This is a genomic window from Streptomyces sp. 8L (genome assembly GCF_020176795.1).
GTDB lineage: Bacteria > Actinomycetota > Actinomycetes > Streptomycetales > Streptomycetaceae > Streptomyces.
Window position 1 is genome coordinate 1 of record NZ_JAIUKE010000356.1, and the last position, 13,523, is coordinate 13,523.

Consider the following 13,523-nt stretch of genomic DNA (forward strand, 5'->3'; position numbering starts at 1 on the left):
GCCGGCCGGGGGGGGGGCCGCGCGGGGGATGTTTCACGTGGAACATCTGAACGACCAACTGAGCGCTCTCTGCTCGCCGCTTCCTTGCCCGCGCCGCCTACGCTTGCCCGCGCGAGGCGGCGGCGAGCGGAGCTAGCGCCGCGTCACCTCCCTTGCCCGCGAGGCGGCGCGCGGCGCTAGCGCCCGCCCTGCGCATCCGCTCGCCGCCCCGCCCCCGGCTTCCCGCCGTAACGGCGGCTCTGCTGTCAGCCGCCCACCACCATCCAGCCGAGGACGCTGGTCGACTGGAGGTAGACGATCAGGCAGAGCAGCACCAGCATCACGATGCTCCACCCGAACACCTTGCGGAACAGCGTCCCTTCAGCGCCCACGGCTCCGACCGCGGCCGTGCCGATGGCCAGGTTCTGTGGCGAGATCATCTTGGCCAGGACGCCACCGGTCGTGTTGGCCGCGCCGAACAGGATGGGCGAGGCGTGGAGTTGATGTGCCGCGGTGAGCTGGAGCCCGCCGAACAGTGCGTCGGAGCCCGCGTCCGTGCCCGTGACGGCCACCCCGAACCAGCCGACCAGCGGTGACAGAAACGCGAAGACCGCGCCCGTCTGCGCCAGCCAGATGCCGAGCGTGGTGATCTGGCCCGACAGGTTCATCACGTACGACAGGGCGAAGACGCAGAGCACGGTGAAGATCGCCCAGCCGAACTGGCGGATCGTCGACCCGTACACCCGCAGGGCCTTCAGGGGGTTCAGCCGCAGCACCAGCGTGGTGAGAACGCCGGAGACGAACAGCAGCGTGCCCGCCGTCGAGGCCCACGGTATGGAGAACACGGTCGTGACAGGTGCGCCGCCGGCGGCGGTGATGTGGGCGAGCCCCGGCCACTGGAAGCTGTTCGTGCCCCGCGCGAGCCAGGTCTTGACCGGGTCGATCTGCGCCAGCGAGAACAGCACCACGACAATCAGGTACGGGGCGAACGCGACGGCTACGTCCCGTCGCGAGTCCCCGCCCTCGGGCCGCCCCGCGCGCCGCTCCGCGACCGGGTCGTGGTCCACCGCGCCGCCCGCGATCACCGGGGGCGTACCGGGTGTGCGGGGCGTGAGCCGGGTGTCCGACGGCTGCCACACCCGGTTGAGAGCCACGACGGCACCCGCGGAGGCGATGGCCGCGAAGATGTCGCAGAGCTTGTAGTCCCAGTAGTTCGCCAGCGCGAACTGGGTCCCGCAGAACGTGGCACCGGCGGTCAGCGCGGCCGGCCAGACCTGCCTGATCGCGCGCGGTCCGTCCGCGATGGCCACCAGCAGGAAGGGCACGAAGAAGGCGAGCACCGGTGCCTGACGGCCGGTCATGGCGCCGAAGTCGTCCGCGTTCAGATGCGTGACCGTACCGAGGATGGTGATCGGGTTGCCCATTCCCCCGAACGCGACGGGCGCGGTGTCCGCCAGCAGCGCGATGACGGCGGCCTTGAGGGGCGGGAATCCGGCGGCTATGAGCATCACCGAACAGATGGCGATCGGTGAACCGCCCCCGGCCAGCGCCTCCATGAGCGCGCCGAACGAGAACGCGATGACGATCGCCTGGATGCGCTTGTCGTCGCTGATGGCGGCGAAGGCGCGCCGCAGCACGGCGAAGTGGCCGGTCTCCACTGTCAGGTTGTAGATCCAGATGGCGTTGAAGGTGATCCACAGGACGGTCAGGACGCTGTTGGCGGCGCCGTACCCAGCCGCGTCGAAGGTCATGCCGACCGGCATGCGGTACGCGAACAGTGCGACGACCAGTGAGACCACGAGGGCGGCGAGCCCGGCCCACTGGGCCTTCCAGCGGAAGACGCCGAGGAGGACGAGGACGGTGAGGAGGGGGACTGCGGCGATCAGGGCGGACCAGCCGACCGACTCCAGGGGAAGGTTCTGGACGTAGTGCATGAGGTTGCGGCCCACCTCCGTTGTTCTCGCCGCCGGTCGCTGGCCGGCGGTCGGGCTGACGTCGTTCACGTGCGGCGCTGCTGTCCCACTCCGTAAACCCGCCCGGAAACCAACTCCGGGCCCGGGAACCCGCTTCGTGAACTGCGGGAACTGGATGGAGAACCCGCCCGGGAATCCGCTTGGGGAACCCGGTGCGGGATCCGCTCGGATTCACCTACATGAATGCCGTCTCTCTACATGGCCCGATCATGGTGTCACTGGCAAGGGCCGGGGGGAAGGGGTGTGCGCCCTCTTCCGCCCGGCCCTTGCCGACGGCCCGCTTTATGCCCGGCCCCGCGGACGTGGCCCGCGTACGCCCGTCATGTGGACGTGATGCTCGTACGTCCGTCCCGTGAACGTGATGCTTGTAGGGCACGCGAACGTAGCGCTCGTACGCCCGTCACGTGGACGCGGCCGGCGCACCTCCCGTGGCCGGCGGGGACGACGGGGCCGACGCCGCATCCGGCGGATCGTCGGCGCCGAAGCGGCGCCCTCGCGCCTCCTTGCCGAGCGCGGTCAGCACGATCATCAGCACCAGCGTCGGCGCGACCGTCACCATCAGCGCCGTCGGATAGCTGTAGTGCCCTGCGAGCGACTCCTGCAGCGGCAGGTTGAGCGCGGCGATGCAGTTGCCCAACTGGTAGGTCACTCCGGGGTAGAAGCCTCGGATTGCGTCCGGGCTCAGCTCGTTGAGGTGCGCGGGGATGACCCCCCACGCGCCCTGCACGCACAGCTGCATGAGGAACGAACTCAGTGCGAGCAGCCCCGCTGTCCTGGACAGAGCGAAGAACGGAACGATCGGCAGTGCCACGATGCCCGCGATCACGATCATCCGCCGCCGGCCGATCCGCTCGGAGTACGCCCCGAGCAGCGGACCGCCGATCATCGCGCCGATGTTGTAGATGACGGCGATCCAGATGGCGGTGGTGGGGGTCATCCCGAGGCCCTTCTTGATGAAGGTTGGGTAGACGTCCTGAGTGCCGTGCGACATCAGGTTGAACGCGGTCATCAGAAGGACGAGGTAGACGAACCGCTTCAGTACCACCGGATTTCGGAAGATCTTCCGGGCGGGCGTGGTGTTGGCCTTGGCCGACGCCTCCCATGCCTCGCTCTCGCGGACCCTGCTCCGCACGAACAGTGCCACCAGCGCCGGGATCAGGCTGAACGCGAACAGGCCGCGCCAGCCGAAGGTCGGTTCGATGAACAGGAAGGCGAGGGCGGCCAGCAGATAGCCGAAGGAGTATCCGCCCTGGAGCATGCCGGACCAGAACCCGCGCTTCTCCGCCGGGATCTTCTCCAGCGCGAGCGCCGCGCCGAGGCCCCACTCTCCTCCCATGCCGATGCCGTAGAGAAGGCGCAGCACCAGCAGCACCGCGTAGTTGGGGGCGAAGGCGCAGGCGAAACCGACGACGGAGTAGAAGAGCACGTCGACCATGAGGGGGGTACGTCTGCCGCGCTTGTCGGCCCACAGGCCGAAGATGAACGCTCCGACCGGCCGCATGATCAGCGTGACGGTGGTCAGGAACGCCATGTCGGTGAGCGAGACGTGGAACTCGTCCGCGATCTCGCTGTACACGAGGACGACGAGGAAATAGTCGAAGGCGTCCATCGTCCAGCCCAGATAGGCGGCGATGAACGCGTTGCGCTGGTCCTTGGTCAGGCCGCGCGCTTGCTGCCACACCGTATTCAGCATTCGCGGACGCTAAGACCTGGTCCTAGGCATGTCAACGGTGCCGTCGTCCGCGGGGAGGACTCAAGAACAAAGCTTGACGCTGCTTGAGGCCCTGTTGGTACGGGTCGTGCCACTTTCGAGTGACAGCTCTCGATATATATCGGGAGCCAGGATATGGTGGTCGCATGACGACGACCCGTGGCATGACGCAGGCGGCCTTCCTGGTGCTCACCGCGCTGGCGGACGAGCCGCGCCATGGCTACGGAATCCTCCAGGAGGTCAATGAACTCTCCGGAGGAGACGTGCGGTTGCGTGTCGGGACGCTGTACGGAGTGCTCGACCGGCTCTCCGGGGACGGGTTGATAGTGCTCGACCGCGAGGAGGTGCAACAGGGCAGGCTCCGCCGCTACTACCGCCTCACGGACGAGGGGGCCACCGCGCTCGCCGCGGAGGCGGAGCGGATGGCCGCCGGGGCGCGGGCCGCGACGGCGCGGATGGCCGCGGGCGGGCGCGCGGGGGTCGTGCGCCCGGCAGAAGGTACGGCATGACCCGGAGTGCGACGGGGGATTCAGCATGACGACGTCACGGACGACCAGAAAAACAACCACGACCACGACCACAAGGACCAGCGCCAGCACGAACACGGGCGCCCCTGCCACGGCGGCGACGAGCACGGAAGCGGGCGGGAGCGGCGCGACGGCGTCGATGCCGCTCCTGGAGAGGCGTTACCGGCGCGTGCTGCGGCTGCTCCCCTCCTTCTACCGCGAGGCGCGGGAGGAGGAGATGGTTGAAACCTATCTGTACGGGATCGACGAGGCCCGCCTGGACGAACTGCGTCCCGCCGTCGGTGAGGTCGCGAGTGTCGCGGCCCTCGCGGTCCGTACGCGGCTGGGTGCGGCCGGCGCGCCGCCCGGATACGCGGCGTTGGGCCGGGCGGTCCGGCTGTTCGCGGTCTGTGGCGTACTGCTTCTTGCGGCGCAGGCCCTGACGGAGCGGGTCCTCACGCTGGTGTGGGCGCAGGGGTCGGCCGAGGGCCGCGCCCTGTTCCTGAGCGGCTTCACCGACCACGGCCGGGTCTCCGGCGCCAGGGAGGTGGCCCTGTGGGTGCTGCCTCTGCTGTGGACAGCGGCGTACGGGGCGCTCGCCCGCGACAGCGGGCGGGCGGCACGGGTGCTCGCGGCCCTCGCTGCGGTCCCCGACACCCTCGCACTCGCGAGTGGCACGCGGGGCGGGGCGGACATGGCTCTGCTGACCGTGTCCGGCGCGGTGTTCGCCTGGCTGACGGTCGCCGGCGTGTACGGCGGCTTCCACACGGACGCGCCGCCGGCGCGCCTCCCGGGCGTCCCTTCGGGCCTCGCGCTCATGGCGGTCTGCGTGGCGATGGGCGCGGTGACGGTGGCCTGGCCGACGGGCGCCGACCCGGGGTGGGCGACGGGCGCGGTGTATGTACTCGGCGCGACGGCCTACCTGGTGGCGACCCGCCGCACCCGCTCGGACGCGGCCCCGCCGGACGCGGCCCTGCTCCTGGCGCTGGCGGCGCTGGGTGGCCTGGTGCTGGCCCTGCGCGTCGCGATGCTGTCCCTGCTGTTGCGGGTGGATGCCCCGGGCCCGGTGACACTGGGCAGCGCGATCCTGGGGGCGGCCGCCCCCCCCACGACAGGGGCGTTGACGGTGCTGGGGGTGCGGGGTGCCCGAGCCGCGCGATCCGGCGGCCTCGCGGAGCCCATAGGGTCTGGGGGGACGCAGGGGGACGTCGCGTCGGGAGGCCCCGGGTAGCGGTCCCCGGCGCGGGGGAGCGTGGGTTCCGGGCCGGACGGGGGTCTGCCCGGAATCCTCCCTCCTCCTCAAGGGCGGGGGAAACGCGGAGGCGGCCCGCAGGACGGTCGTGGACCGGCCGCCCTGCGGGCACCTGCCCCGGCTACCAGGTGGCCGAGGTGGCCGAGGTTGTCTCCGCAGGACGCCGCTCAGGTTCCGTAGACCTGGAACTCCCAGAGCGAGTCACCGTACTGGGTCGAGCGGCTGGTGCAGTTGATGCGTACATAGCGGCCGGAGCCGGTGATCGGGACGGACTGCTGGCCACCCGTGCTGTTGGTGGTGGAGTAGGCGGTCGTCCACGATGTGCCGTTGGTGGACGTCTGGATCTGGTAGCCGGTGGCGTATGCCGTCTCCCAGTTCAGTGCGACCTTGCTCAGGGTGTGCGTGGCGCCGAGGTCGACCTGGAGCCACTGGGGGTCGGAGAAGCCGCTGGACCAGCGGGTGTTCGTGTCACCGTCGACGGCGTTGGCCGCGACGAAGCTGCTGTTCTCGGACGAGGAGGCGGTGGCGGGCTTGCCCTGCGACAGCAGCGTGCCGCCCCCGTTGCCGGGGTCCCCGCCGTTGCCCGGGTCCCCGCCGCTGGACGGAGTGCCGTAGAGCGCCAGTTCATAGAGTGAGTCGCCCCATTGGGAGGCTCTGGAGGTGGCATAGACGCGTACGTATCTGCCGGAGCCGGTGAGTGCGGTGTCCTGGATGTCCGCGGGACTGTTGTTGTTCGTATAGATCGTTCTCCAGTTGGTCCCGTCGTCGGACGTCTGCAACTGGTACGCGGACGCTGAGGCCGCCTCCCAGGTCAGGCTCGCGTGGGTGAGGTTGTACGACTGCCCGAGGTCGACCTGGAGCCACTGGGGGTCGGAGAAGCCGCTGGACCAGCGGGTGGTGATGTTGCCGTCGGTGGCGTTGGACGCGGGGAAGTCGGCGCTCTCCGCGGACGATGCGGTGGTCGGCTTGCCCTGCGCGATGTTGGCGCCGAGGCCGGCGTTACCGGCCGGGGCCTTGTTGTAGACGGCGGCGTAGTCGATGTTCATCTGGCCGCCGGAGACCGTGGCGGCGTTCGGGCCGCCGCCGAAGGCGCCGGGGAACCCACCGCCGATGGCCAGGTCGAAGATGATGTAGTACGAGTGGTCGACGGCGTTCGCCCATGCGGTGGCGTCGACCTGATCGGAGCGAAGAGTGAAGTAGTTGGCGCCGTCCAGGTACCAGCGGATCTGTTCGGGCGACGTGGAGCGGTCCACCTCCACGGCGTAGGTGTGGTAACCGGTCTGGCAGCCGGAGCAGGCGTGTTCGCCGCTGCCCACACCGCTGCCCTCGTTGCAGGGGCCGCCCGAGCCGACACCGCAGTGCAGCGTGCCGAAGACGGAGCTGCGCCCGTTGACGTCCTCCAGGATGTCGACCTCGCCGGAGCCCGGCCAGGGCACTCCGACCCGCAGGGGTGAACCGAGCATCCAGAACGCCGGCCAGTAGCCCGCGCCGTTGGCCGTGTTGACGTCGGGCTGCTGGATGGACGCCTGCATCCGGACGACCCCGCCCGGCTGCGCGCCGAACCCGTCGGCCTGCGTCTCCACGCGGCCGGACGTCCAGCCGCTGTTGGGGTCGGTGCCGGAGTGCAGGGCCTTGAGCACCAGATGGCCGTTGCCGTCCTGGTAGACGTTGGCCGTGCTGTCGGTCATCGTCTCGATCTCGCCGGTGCCGAAGGTCCAGCCCTCGCCTGCGTCATAGCGCCAGGTCCCGGTGTCCAGGCCGGTGTTGGCGGGGCCGTTGAAGTCGTCGCTCCAGGTCGTGGTGAACCCGGCGGGCGCCGCCGGTACATCGGACGGAGCGGCGGCCTGCTTCCGCGCCCCGGCCTTCTGCGCTGCTTTCTGGACGGGGGCAGCGCTTCGGGTGGACGGGGCGGACTGGGTGATCCGGGCGGTGTGGTCGGCGTCGGCGGGCCGGGCCGAGGCGGCAGGCGACCCGCCGAATGCGACGGCTGCGGCGGCGACGACCGCCAACAGCCCGCCGGCCAGGCGTCTCTGGCCGCGTTTGTGTCTGAACGACATCCGTACTCCTTCACCTCGTGGGGGCGCACGGCAACCGCACCCAGGGGGTGCGGAAGCCGGAACGGGGGAGCTGAGAGCGCTCTCAGGAGAATCGACCCGGCTCGTACCACTGTCAAGAGGAGAGGCGGCAACTTGGCTTTGCGCAGCGGTAATTGGGCGTACGGCGGGGCGGGCGCGGGAGCCGCCCGACTCCGGGAGAGCCGCCGGGCCCGCGGACGGCTTGGCCGCGTCGGTCACGCTTCGCGACGAGGCACGTGGGGCCCTCGGTGGCCGTGTCGGTGGGCGAAGGGCCCGGGCACGTCGGCCGGTTGCAGTGTGCGACACCGCTCCGCGCCGGCCGTCCGAAGCCCCGGGGCACCGGACGGCTGCCGGGCTCCGTAGGCTGACCGAACCGGAAGCGGACCGTGAGGGGGAACGGGTGCGCGGCGGGCGCGGGATGCGGTGGTGCGCACGGGGGCCGTGGTGCGCGACCGGACGGCCGGCGTCCCGGGGCGTGCCTGGACCGGCCTCTCCGAGACGCGCGAACCTGAGGGCCGAGCTGGGGGCACAGTGAGCGGGGCGACACCCGTCGTGCGGACACCCGTTGTGGTGGGCCGGGCGGTTCCCGCGGCCCTCGGCGCGGCGGACTCAGCCAGGTGCAGCCCGGCCCGTGGCGTCTCTCAGACCGGCTCCCCGGAGCCGGTTCGCGGCGACGACGTCGTTCGACCCACCTCACAGATGCGAGTACGCGTACATGTCGATACCTCCGATACGTTCCCTCCGTCCCGTGCGCACCAGGCGTACCAAGAAGCCCCTGCACGGGGCCGCTTCGGTGTCGCCTTCTTCCCCGCCTTCGCCGTCGGACTCTCCTGCCACTCCGGCCTCTCCTGCCACTTCTGTTTCCTCTGCCTCTCCTGGCTCACCGCCGCCTTCCCCTTCCTCCTCGCCGTCCCCTTCTGCGCCGTCTCCCTCAGCGGACCCCGCTTCCCCTTCCTCACCTTCAGCGGTTCCCACCTCTTCCACCTCTGCGGCTAGCCAGACACCTGCCGCACCTGCCGCACCCGCCGCCTGCCCCGTCTCCTCAGCCTCTCCCGCCGCTTGTCCTGTCCCTTCAGCCCCTCCCATCCCCTCTGATTCCGTCACGGCCTCTCTTGCCGGCGGCACGGGTAGCGTCCCCGGGGCCGGCGGCACCCCCGGCACGGGCAGCGACCCCAGCGCCACCAGCGCCACGCGTCCCACCAGCACCACGCGTCCCACCAGCACCACGCGTCCCACCACTGAGTCCAGTCCCGTCAGTGAGTCCAGTGCCAGCCGGCCCGCCCGGTCCGTCCGTTCGGCGCGTGCCGCTGTCATGATGTGGCTGACCCGGCGTTACTTCTCCAGGCTCCGGCGCAAGGGCACGGGACTCGACCTCTCCACGCTCTCGAAGCTCCCCGAGGACGCCCTCCTGCCACTGCGCCGCGACGGCCTCGACCCGCTTCCCGAACTCGGTGAACTGCGTGACCGCGAGCCCGTCAGCAGGCTCCCCGTCCCCGGTATGACGGTCTGGCTCGTTTCCGGCTACGACGCGGCCCGTCAAGTACTCGGCGACGCCCGCGCGTTCAGCAACGACTTCGCGCACCTCATCGGACGCAACGGTGTGGACGAGCACCACGAGCCCGGCGGCCTCGGCTTCTGCGACCCGCCGGACCACACGCATCTGCGGCGGCTGCTCACACCGGAGTTCACGATGCGGCGCCTCAGCCGCCTCACGCCCCGCATCCACGCCATCGTCGAGGAGCGGCTCGCCGCACTCTCCGACGCGGCGGCGCCGGACGGCACCGTCGACTTCATCGAGCATTTCGCGATGCCGGTTCCCGCGCTGGTCATCTGCGAACTCCTCGGTGTGCCCTACGAGGAGCGCGACGCCTTCCAGCGGTTCTCGGTCGCGCGGTTCGACGTCCTCGGTGGAGTCGGCGCCTCCTTCGGAGCGATCACCGAGTCACGCAACTACCTGCGCGGCGTGATCGAGCAGCAGCGGCGCGATCCCGGAGACGGCCTGCTCGGCATGCTCGTACGGGAGCACGGCGACAAAGTCACCGACGAGGAGCTCACCGGCCTCGCCGACGGTGTCCTCACCGGGGGCCTGGAGACGACGGCGAGCATGCTGGGCCTCGGCACCCTCATCATGCTCCAGGACCGTGCGCACCTCACCGCCCTGCGCGACGCGCCGGACCCGGCGGCGGTCGCCACGCCGTTCGTCGACGAACTGCTGCGCCATCTCACGGTGGTCCAGACGGCGTTTCCCCGGTTCGCCCGCGAGGACGTCGAGATAGGCGGCGTTCCGATGTCCGAGGGCGACATCGTCATCGTGTCCCTCAGCGCCGCCGACCGCGACCCGCGCCTCGGCCCCGCCATGGACACCTTCGACCCGAGCCGTCCGCCCTCCTCTCCTCATCTGGCCTTCGGCTACGGCATCCACCGCTGCGTCGGCGCGGAACTGGGCAGGATGGAGCTCCGCGAGGCGTTCCCCCAACTGGTGCGCCGCTTCCCGGAGATGCGGCTGGCGGTCGAGCCCCGGGACCTGGCGTTCCGCAAGGTGTCGATCGTGTACGGGGTCGACACGCTGCCGGTGCGTCTGCACTGAACGAGCGCGGGCCCGGCCCCACTGCCCCGGGCCTGCGCCGCGCGTACACCTGCCCGCGTACGCACGTGTGCGCGCGTACACCCATGTGCCCGCGTAAGCACGTACACCCGTGTGCGCCCGCACGGCTCGTACGTCCATGTGCCCGTACGCCCGTACGCCCGTGCCCCGCAGACCCAGGCACGGTACGGGCACAGCACAGCGCCAGCGGCAGCCGGGCTCTTGGACGTTGGCCTCTCTTCCTCGATCGCCGATACGGGTCATGGCGGCTAAGTTACTCTGTTACGCATGACATCCGATGAAAGTAATGGCGTTTCTCGGAGCGATGGCCCGCTTACGAGATGGCTCGGGATCGTGCAGGCCCGCAGCGGTGATCTGGCCGCGAGCGAGGCGAAGGTTGTGCGGCTCCTGCTCTCGGACCCGCTGTTCGTCGGCACGAGCACGACCGCGCAAGTTGCCGCACGCGCCGGCGTGTCCGCCCCGAGTGTGGTCCGCGCCGCGCGAGCGATCGGTTTCAACGGCTTCACCGAGCTCAAGCTGGAGATCGCCCGCGCCCGTGGCACCACCGAGTTCTTCGCGCCCTCCGAAGCACTGGCCGAGAACGCTTCGACAGCCACCGTGCTGGAGACGTCCATCCGCACGGGCAGCGACGCGTTGGCCGCACTCGGCGGCGCCCTGGACCCCGCCGCACTGGACGAAGCGGTGGGTGCGGTGCGCGGAGCGAGTCAGGTGCTTGTCGTCGGCGCGGGTACGTCCGCGGCGGTCGCCGCCGACGCCGTATTCCGTCTCCGCGCACTCGGCACGAGGGCCGCCGCCATCCCGGACCACGAGTCGGCGATGATCGCGATGCGGCTCCTCGGCCCCGGCGATGTCGTCATCGCCGTCAGCTCCACCGGACGCACGTCAACGACGCTCAGTGTCGCCGATGCCGCCAGTTCTGCGGGCGCGACGCTGATCGCGATCACCAATCAGTACGACACGCCGCTCGCGGTCCTCGCCGACATCGCCCTCGTCGTCGGCGGCGCGCCGTTGCCGACACAGATGGCCGCCGCGGGAAGCAGGCTGGCCCACCTCGTCGTCATCGACGCACTGGCCGCCGCCGTCGCCCTCCGGGACCCCGACAGGAGCCGCCGAGCCGAGCACGCCGGGATCGACCTCCCGGACATCTCCTGATGCAGCCCGGCATGATCGCCCTGGTCCTGGTCGCCGCAGCCGCGCACGCGGTCTGGAACACGGTGTCGAAGTACAAGCGGGGCGACACGGTCCTGTTCGTCTGGGCCTACACCTGCGCGGCGACACTGCTGTGCCTCCCGATCGGCATCATCCCCGTGATCACCGGCGCGCAGCCCCTCAGCCTGTGGTTCGCGGCCGGCGCGATCGTCTCGGCCGTGTTGCACATGGTGTACTCGCTGGCGCTGCAGAGCGGTTACGACCGGTTCGACCTCGGCGTCGTGTACCCCGTCGCACGGGGGACCGGGCCCGTTCTGACGATGCTGTCCGCGATCCTCCTGCTCGGAGAACGGCCCACCGGGATGGCGGTCCTCGGCGCCGTCGTTGTCGTCGCCGGCATAGTCGTCGTGGCCGGCAACCTCTTCCGAAGTGGTGAGAGCCATCCCCTTCGCGGTGTGTCCTGGGGCGCCGCGACAGGCGCCGCGATCGCCGGGTACACCCTCTGGGACAGCTACTCGGTCACAACCCTCCACCTGTCCCCGATCACCTATTTCACCGGCACGTTCCTGCTGCAAAGCCTGATCCTGACCCCACGCGCCCTCCGCCGCAGGGATCAGATCCAGACCGCCGTCCGCACGAACGCGTGGCCGATCCTCACCGTCGCGGTGTTCTCTCCACTGGCCTACATCCTTGTCCTCACCGCCATGCGGACCGCACCCGTCGCACTCGTCGCGCCCCTGCGCGAGTCGTCCATCGTCCTCGGATCGCTCCTCGCCTGGCGGCTCTTCCACGAAGACCACCTCGCGCGCCGCATCATCGGCGCCGTGATCGTCCTCGCCGGCATAGCGGCGATCAGCCTCTGAGGCCGGGCACATCGGCGTCGGCAACGGCGTTACGGCAACGGTGCTACGGCCACGGCGGTACGGCAACGACGCTGCGGCCACGGCCGTGTTGGTGCTGTCGCCTCGTCAAGCCTGCTGGCCGGCGTACTCCGACGCGGCCGACTCGCCGCAACCGCGGTTCCCACGCCACGCGATCGCTATGCGCCGCCGCCCGGCCGCAAGGTGAGCAGGGTGATCTCGCTCGGTGCGAAGACCCGGAACGGCGGGCCCCAGAAGCCGGTGCCCCGGCTGGTGTAGAGCTGCGTGCGCTCGCCGTGCCGGCTCAGGCCGTGCACCACCGGCTGATCGATCCGGACGAGGAAGTTGAACGGCCAGATCTGGCCACCGTGAGTGTGCCCGGAGACCTGGAGGTCGACGCCGGCCGCTGCGGCCTGTCCGACGTACTTGGGCTGGTGGGCGACGAGCAGGACCGGCCTTTCCGGGCCCGAACCCGCCAGCGCGCCGGCCAGGTTGGCGCGGTGCCCGGCCAGGCCGGAGGACTCCGCGGTCACGTCGTCCACTCCGGCCAGGACCAGGTGGTCGCCGCCGCGCTCCACGACGACGTGGCGGTTGTGCAGGGGCTCCCAGCCCAGTTCCGCCATACGGTCGAGCCAGCCCTGCGCCTCCCCGAAGTACTCGTGGTTCCCCGTCACATAGACCTTCGCCAGCCGCGACCGGATCGTGCCGAGCGGTGCGGACTGCTCGCGGCGCTGGACGGGGGTGCCGTCGGCGATGTCGCCCGCGTGGACCACGACGTCCGCGTCGAGCGCGTTGACGGCGTCCGCGACCCGGGCCGACCAGCCGGCCCGGTCGATCGGCCCGAAGTGGGTGTCGGCCAGCACCACGACACGGGTTCCGTCCAGACCGCCGCCGAGCCGCGGGACGTGCACGTCCAGCCGCCTCACCCGGGGCACGCGCATGGCCTCGTGGTGTCCCCAGGCCAGCAGCACGGCGGAGACCGCGGCGACGGCCACGGCAATGCTCCTGGCCCGGTCGGCGCCGCCGACGCCGAGCCCGATCAGTACGAGGTGCACCAGCCCGCCCAACGCCGACCAGGTGAACAGCACCCAGACCACCCCGAGGGTGCTGTCCGCGAAGCGGGCCGCCCGGTCGGCCCGCCGGCGCCCGTGACCCGCGGCCATGAGAAAGGGGAAGGCGACCAGCCAGGCGGCGAAGATGACCGTGCCGGCGAGGAAGACCGGGAACGGCCAGTCCGCGCCCGAGGCGAACAGCGTCCACCAGGGCAGGAAGAACAGCATCGCGAGGACGAGGAGTACGACGGCCCCGCCCAGCCGCCGACGCCGGGACCGCTCAGGCCGCGGACCGCCTTCCTCCGGCCGGGAACCCGGCACGTCCTCCGCACCGCCCACGGCTTCCCCACCGCCCCTGGGC

General features: G+C 70.8%; 10 protein-coding genes. 6 read left to right on the forward strand and 4 right to left on the reverse strand.

Annotated features, from left to right (window positions below):
• Positions 1-245 precede the first annotated feature (245 nt).
• Both LCE31_RS26335 and LCE31_RS26340 read right to left on the reverse strand, forming a co-directional pair.
• Positions 246-1,913 carry an L-lactate permease gene (locus LCE31_RS26335; RefSeq protein WP_225018377.1) on the reverse strand — a complete coding sequence of 556 codons (1,668 nt, stop codon included), beginning with the start codon at positions 1,911-1,913 and terminating at the stop codon, positions 246-248.
• 439 nt (positions 1,914-2,352) lie between these two features.
• Complete coding sequence (locus LCE31_RS26340; protein ID WP_225018359.1) at positions 2,353-3,645, reverse strand: MFS transporter; 1,293 nt, start codon at positions 3,643-3,645, stop codon at positions 2,353-2,355.
• A gap of 182 nt (positions 3,646-3,827) precedes the next feature.
• On the opposite strand from LCE31_RS26340, the gene LCE31_RS26345 reads away from it, so the two are divergent.
• Together LCE31_RS26345 and LCE31_RS26350 are read left to right on the forward strand one after the other, a co-directional pair.
• On the forward strand, positions 3,828-4,172 hold the full coding sequence (locus LCE31_RS26345) for a PadR family transcriptional regulator (protein ID WP_225018379.1): 345 nt from the start codon (positions 3,828-3,830) through the stop codon (positions 4,170-4,172).
• Positions 4,173-4,197: 25 nt separating this feature from the next.
• On the forward strand, positions 4,198-5,400 hold the full coding sequence (locus tag LCE31_RS26350; protein ID WP_225018361.1) for a hypothetical protein: 1,203 nt from the start codon (positions 4,198-4,200) through the stop codon (positions 5,398-5,400).
• A gap of 188 nt (positions 5,401-5,588) precedes the next feature.
• On the opposite strand, the gene LCE31_RS26355 is transcribed toward LCE31_RS26350, so the two are convergent.
• Positions 5,589-7,478, reverse strand: coding sequence for a galactose-binding domain-containing protein (locus LCE31_RS26355; RefSeq protein ID WP_225018364.1), 1,890 nt, complete (start codon positions 7,476-7,478; stop codon positions 5,589-5,591).
• A gap of 717 nt (positions 7,479-8,195) precedes the next feature.
• Between LCE31_RS26355 and LCE31_RS26360 the strand changes: the two genes are divergently transcribed.
• The 4 genes from LCE31_RS26360 to LCE31_RS26375 all read left to right on the forward strand — a co-directional run bounded on the left by LCE31_RS26360 (position 8,196) and on the right by LCE31_RS26375 (position 12,113).
• Positions 8,196-8,492, forward strand: a complete 297-nt coding sequence (locus LCE31_RS26360; RefSeq protein WP_225018368.1) for a hypothetical protein — start codon at positions 8,196-8,198, stop codon at positions 8,490-8,492.
• Positions 8,493-8,808: 316 nt separating this feature from the next.
• Positions 8,809-10,083 carry a cytochrome P450 gene (locus tag LCE31_RS26365; RefSeq protein WP_225018370.1) on the forward strand — a complete coding sequence of 425 codons (1,275 nt, stop codon included), beginning with the start codon at positions 8,809-8,811 and terminating at the stop codon, positions 10,081-10,083.
• Between the two features lie 351 nt (positions 10,084-10,434).
• On the forward strand, positions 10,435-11,253 hold the full coding sequence (locus LCE31_RS26370; RefSeq protein WP_308042312.1) for a MurR/RpiR family transcriptional regulator: 819 nt from the start codon (positions 10,435-10,437) through the stop codon (positions 11,251-11,253).
• Positions 11,253-12,113, forward strand: coding sequence for a DMT family transporter (locus tag LCE31_RS26375; RefSeq protein ID WP_225018375.1), 861 nt, complete (start codon positions 11,253-11,255; stop codon positions 12,111-12,113). The genes LCE31_RS26370 and LCE31_RS26375 overlap by 1 nt, the downstream gene beginning before the upstream one ends.
• Before the next feature lie 176 nt (positions 12,114-12,289).
• Here the strand turns inward: LCE31_RS26375 and LCE31_RS26380 are convergent, their stop codons facing one another.
• On the reverse strand, positions 12,290-13,501 hold the full coding sequence (locus tag LCE31_RS26380) for a metallophosphoesterase (RefSeq protein WP_374118562.1): 1,212 nt from the start codon (positions 13,499-13,501) through the stop codon (positions 12,290-12,292).
• Between the last annotated feature and the right edge of the window lie 22 nt (positions 13,502-13,523).

Excerpts from the sequence above, each read along its gene's own strand:
- LCE31_RS26335 (WP_225018377.1), bottom strand. The coding sequence starts at position 1,913 with ATGCACTACGTCCAGAACCTTCCCCTGGAGTCGGTCGGCTGGTCCGCC.
- LCE31_RS26340 (WP_225018359.1), bottom strand. The coding sequence starts at position 3,645 with ATGCTGAATACGGTGTGGCAGCAAGCGCGCGGCCTGACCAAGGACCAG.
- LCE31_RS26345 (WP_225018379.1), top strand. The coding sequence starts at position 3,828 with ATGACGCAGGCGGCCTTCCTGGTGCTCACCGCGCTGGCGGACGAGCCG.
- LCE31_RS26350 (WP_225018361.1), top strand. The coding sequence starts at position 4,198 with ATGACGACGTCACGGACGACCAGAAAAACAACCACGACCACGACCACA.
- LCE31_RS26355 (WP_225018364.1), bottom strand. The coding sequence starts at position 7,478 with ATGTCGTTCAGACACAAACGCGGCCAGAGACGCCTGGCCGGCGGGCTG.
- LCE31_RS26360 (WP_225018368.1), top strand. The coding sequence starts at position 8,196 with ATGCGAGTACGCGTACATGTCGATACCTCCGATACGTTCCCTCCGTCC.
- LCE31_RS26365 (WP_225018370.1), top strand. The coding sequence starts at position 8,809 with ATGATGTGGCTGACCCGGCGTTACTTCTCCAGGCTCCGGCGCAAGGGC.
- LCE31_RS26375 (WP_225018375.1), top strand. The coding sequence starts at position 11,253 with ATGCAGCCCGGCATGATCGCCCTGGTCCTGGTCGCCGCAGCCGCGCAC.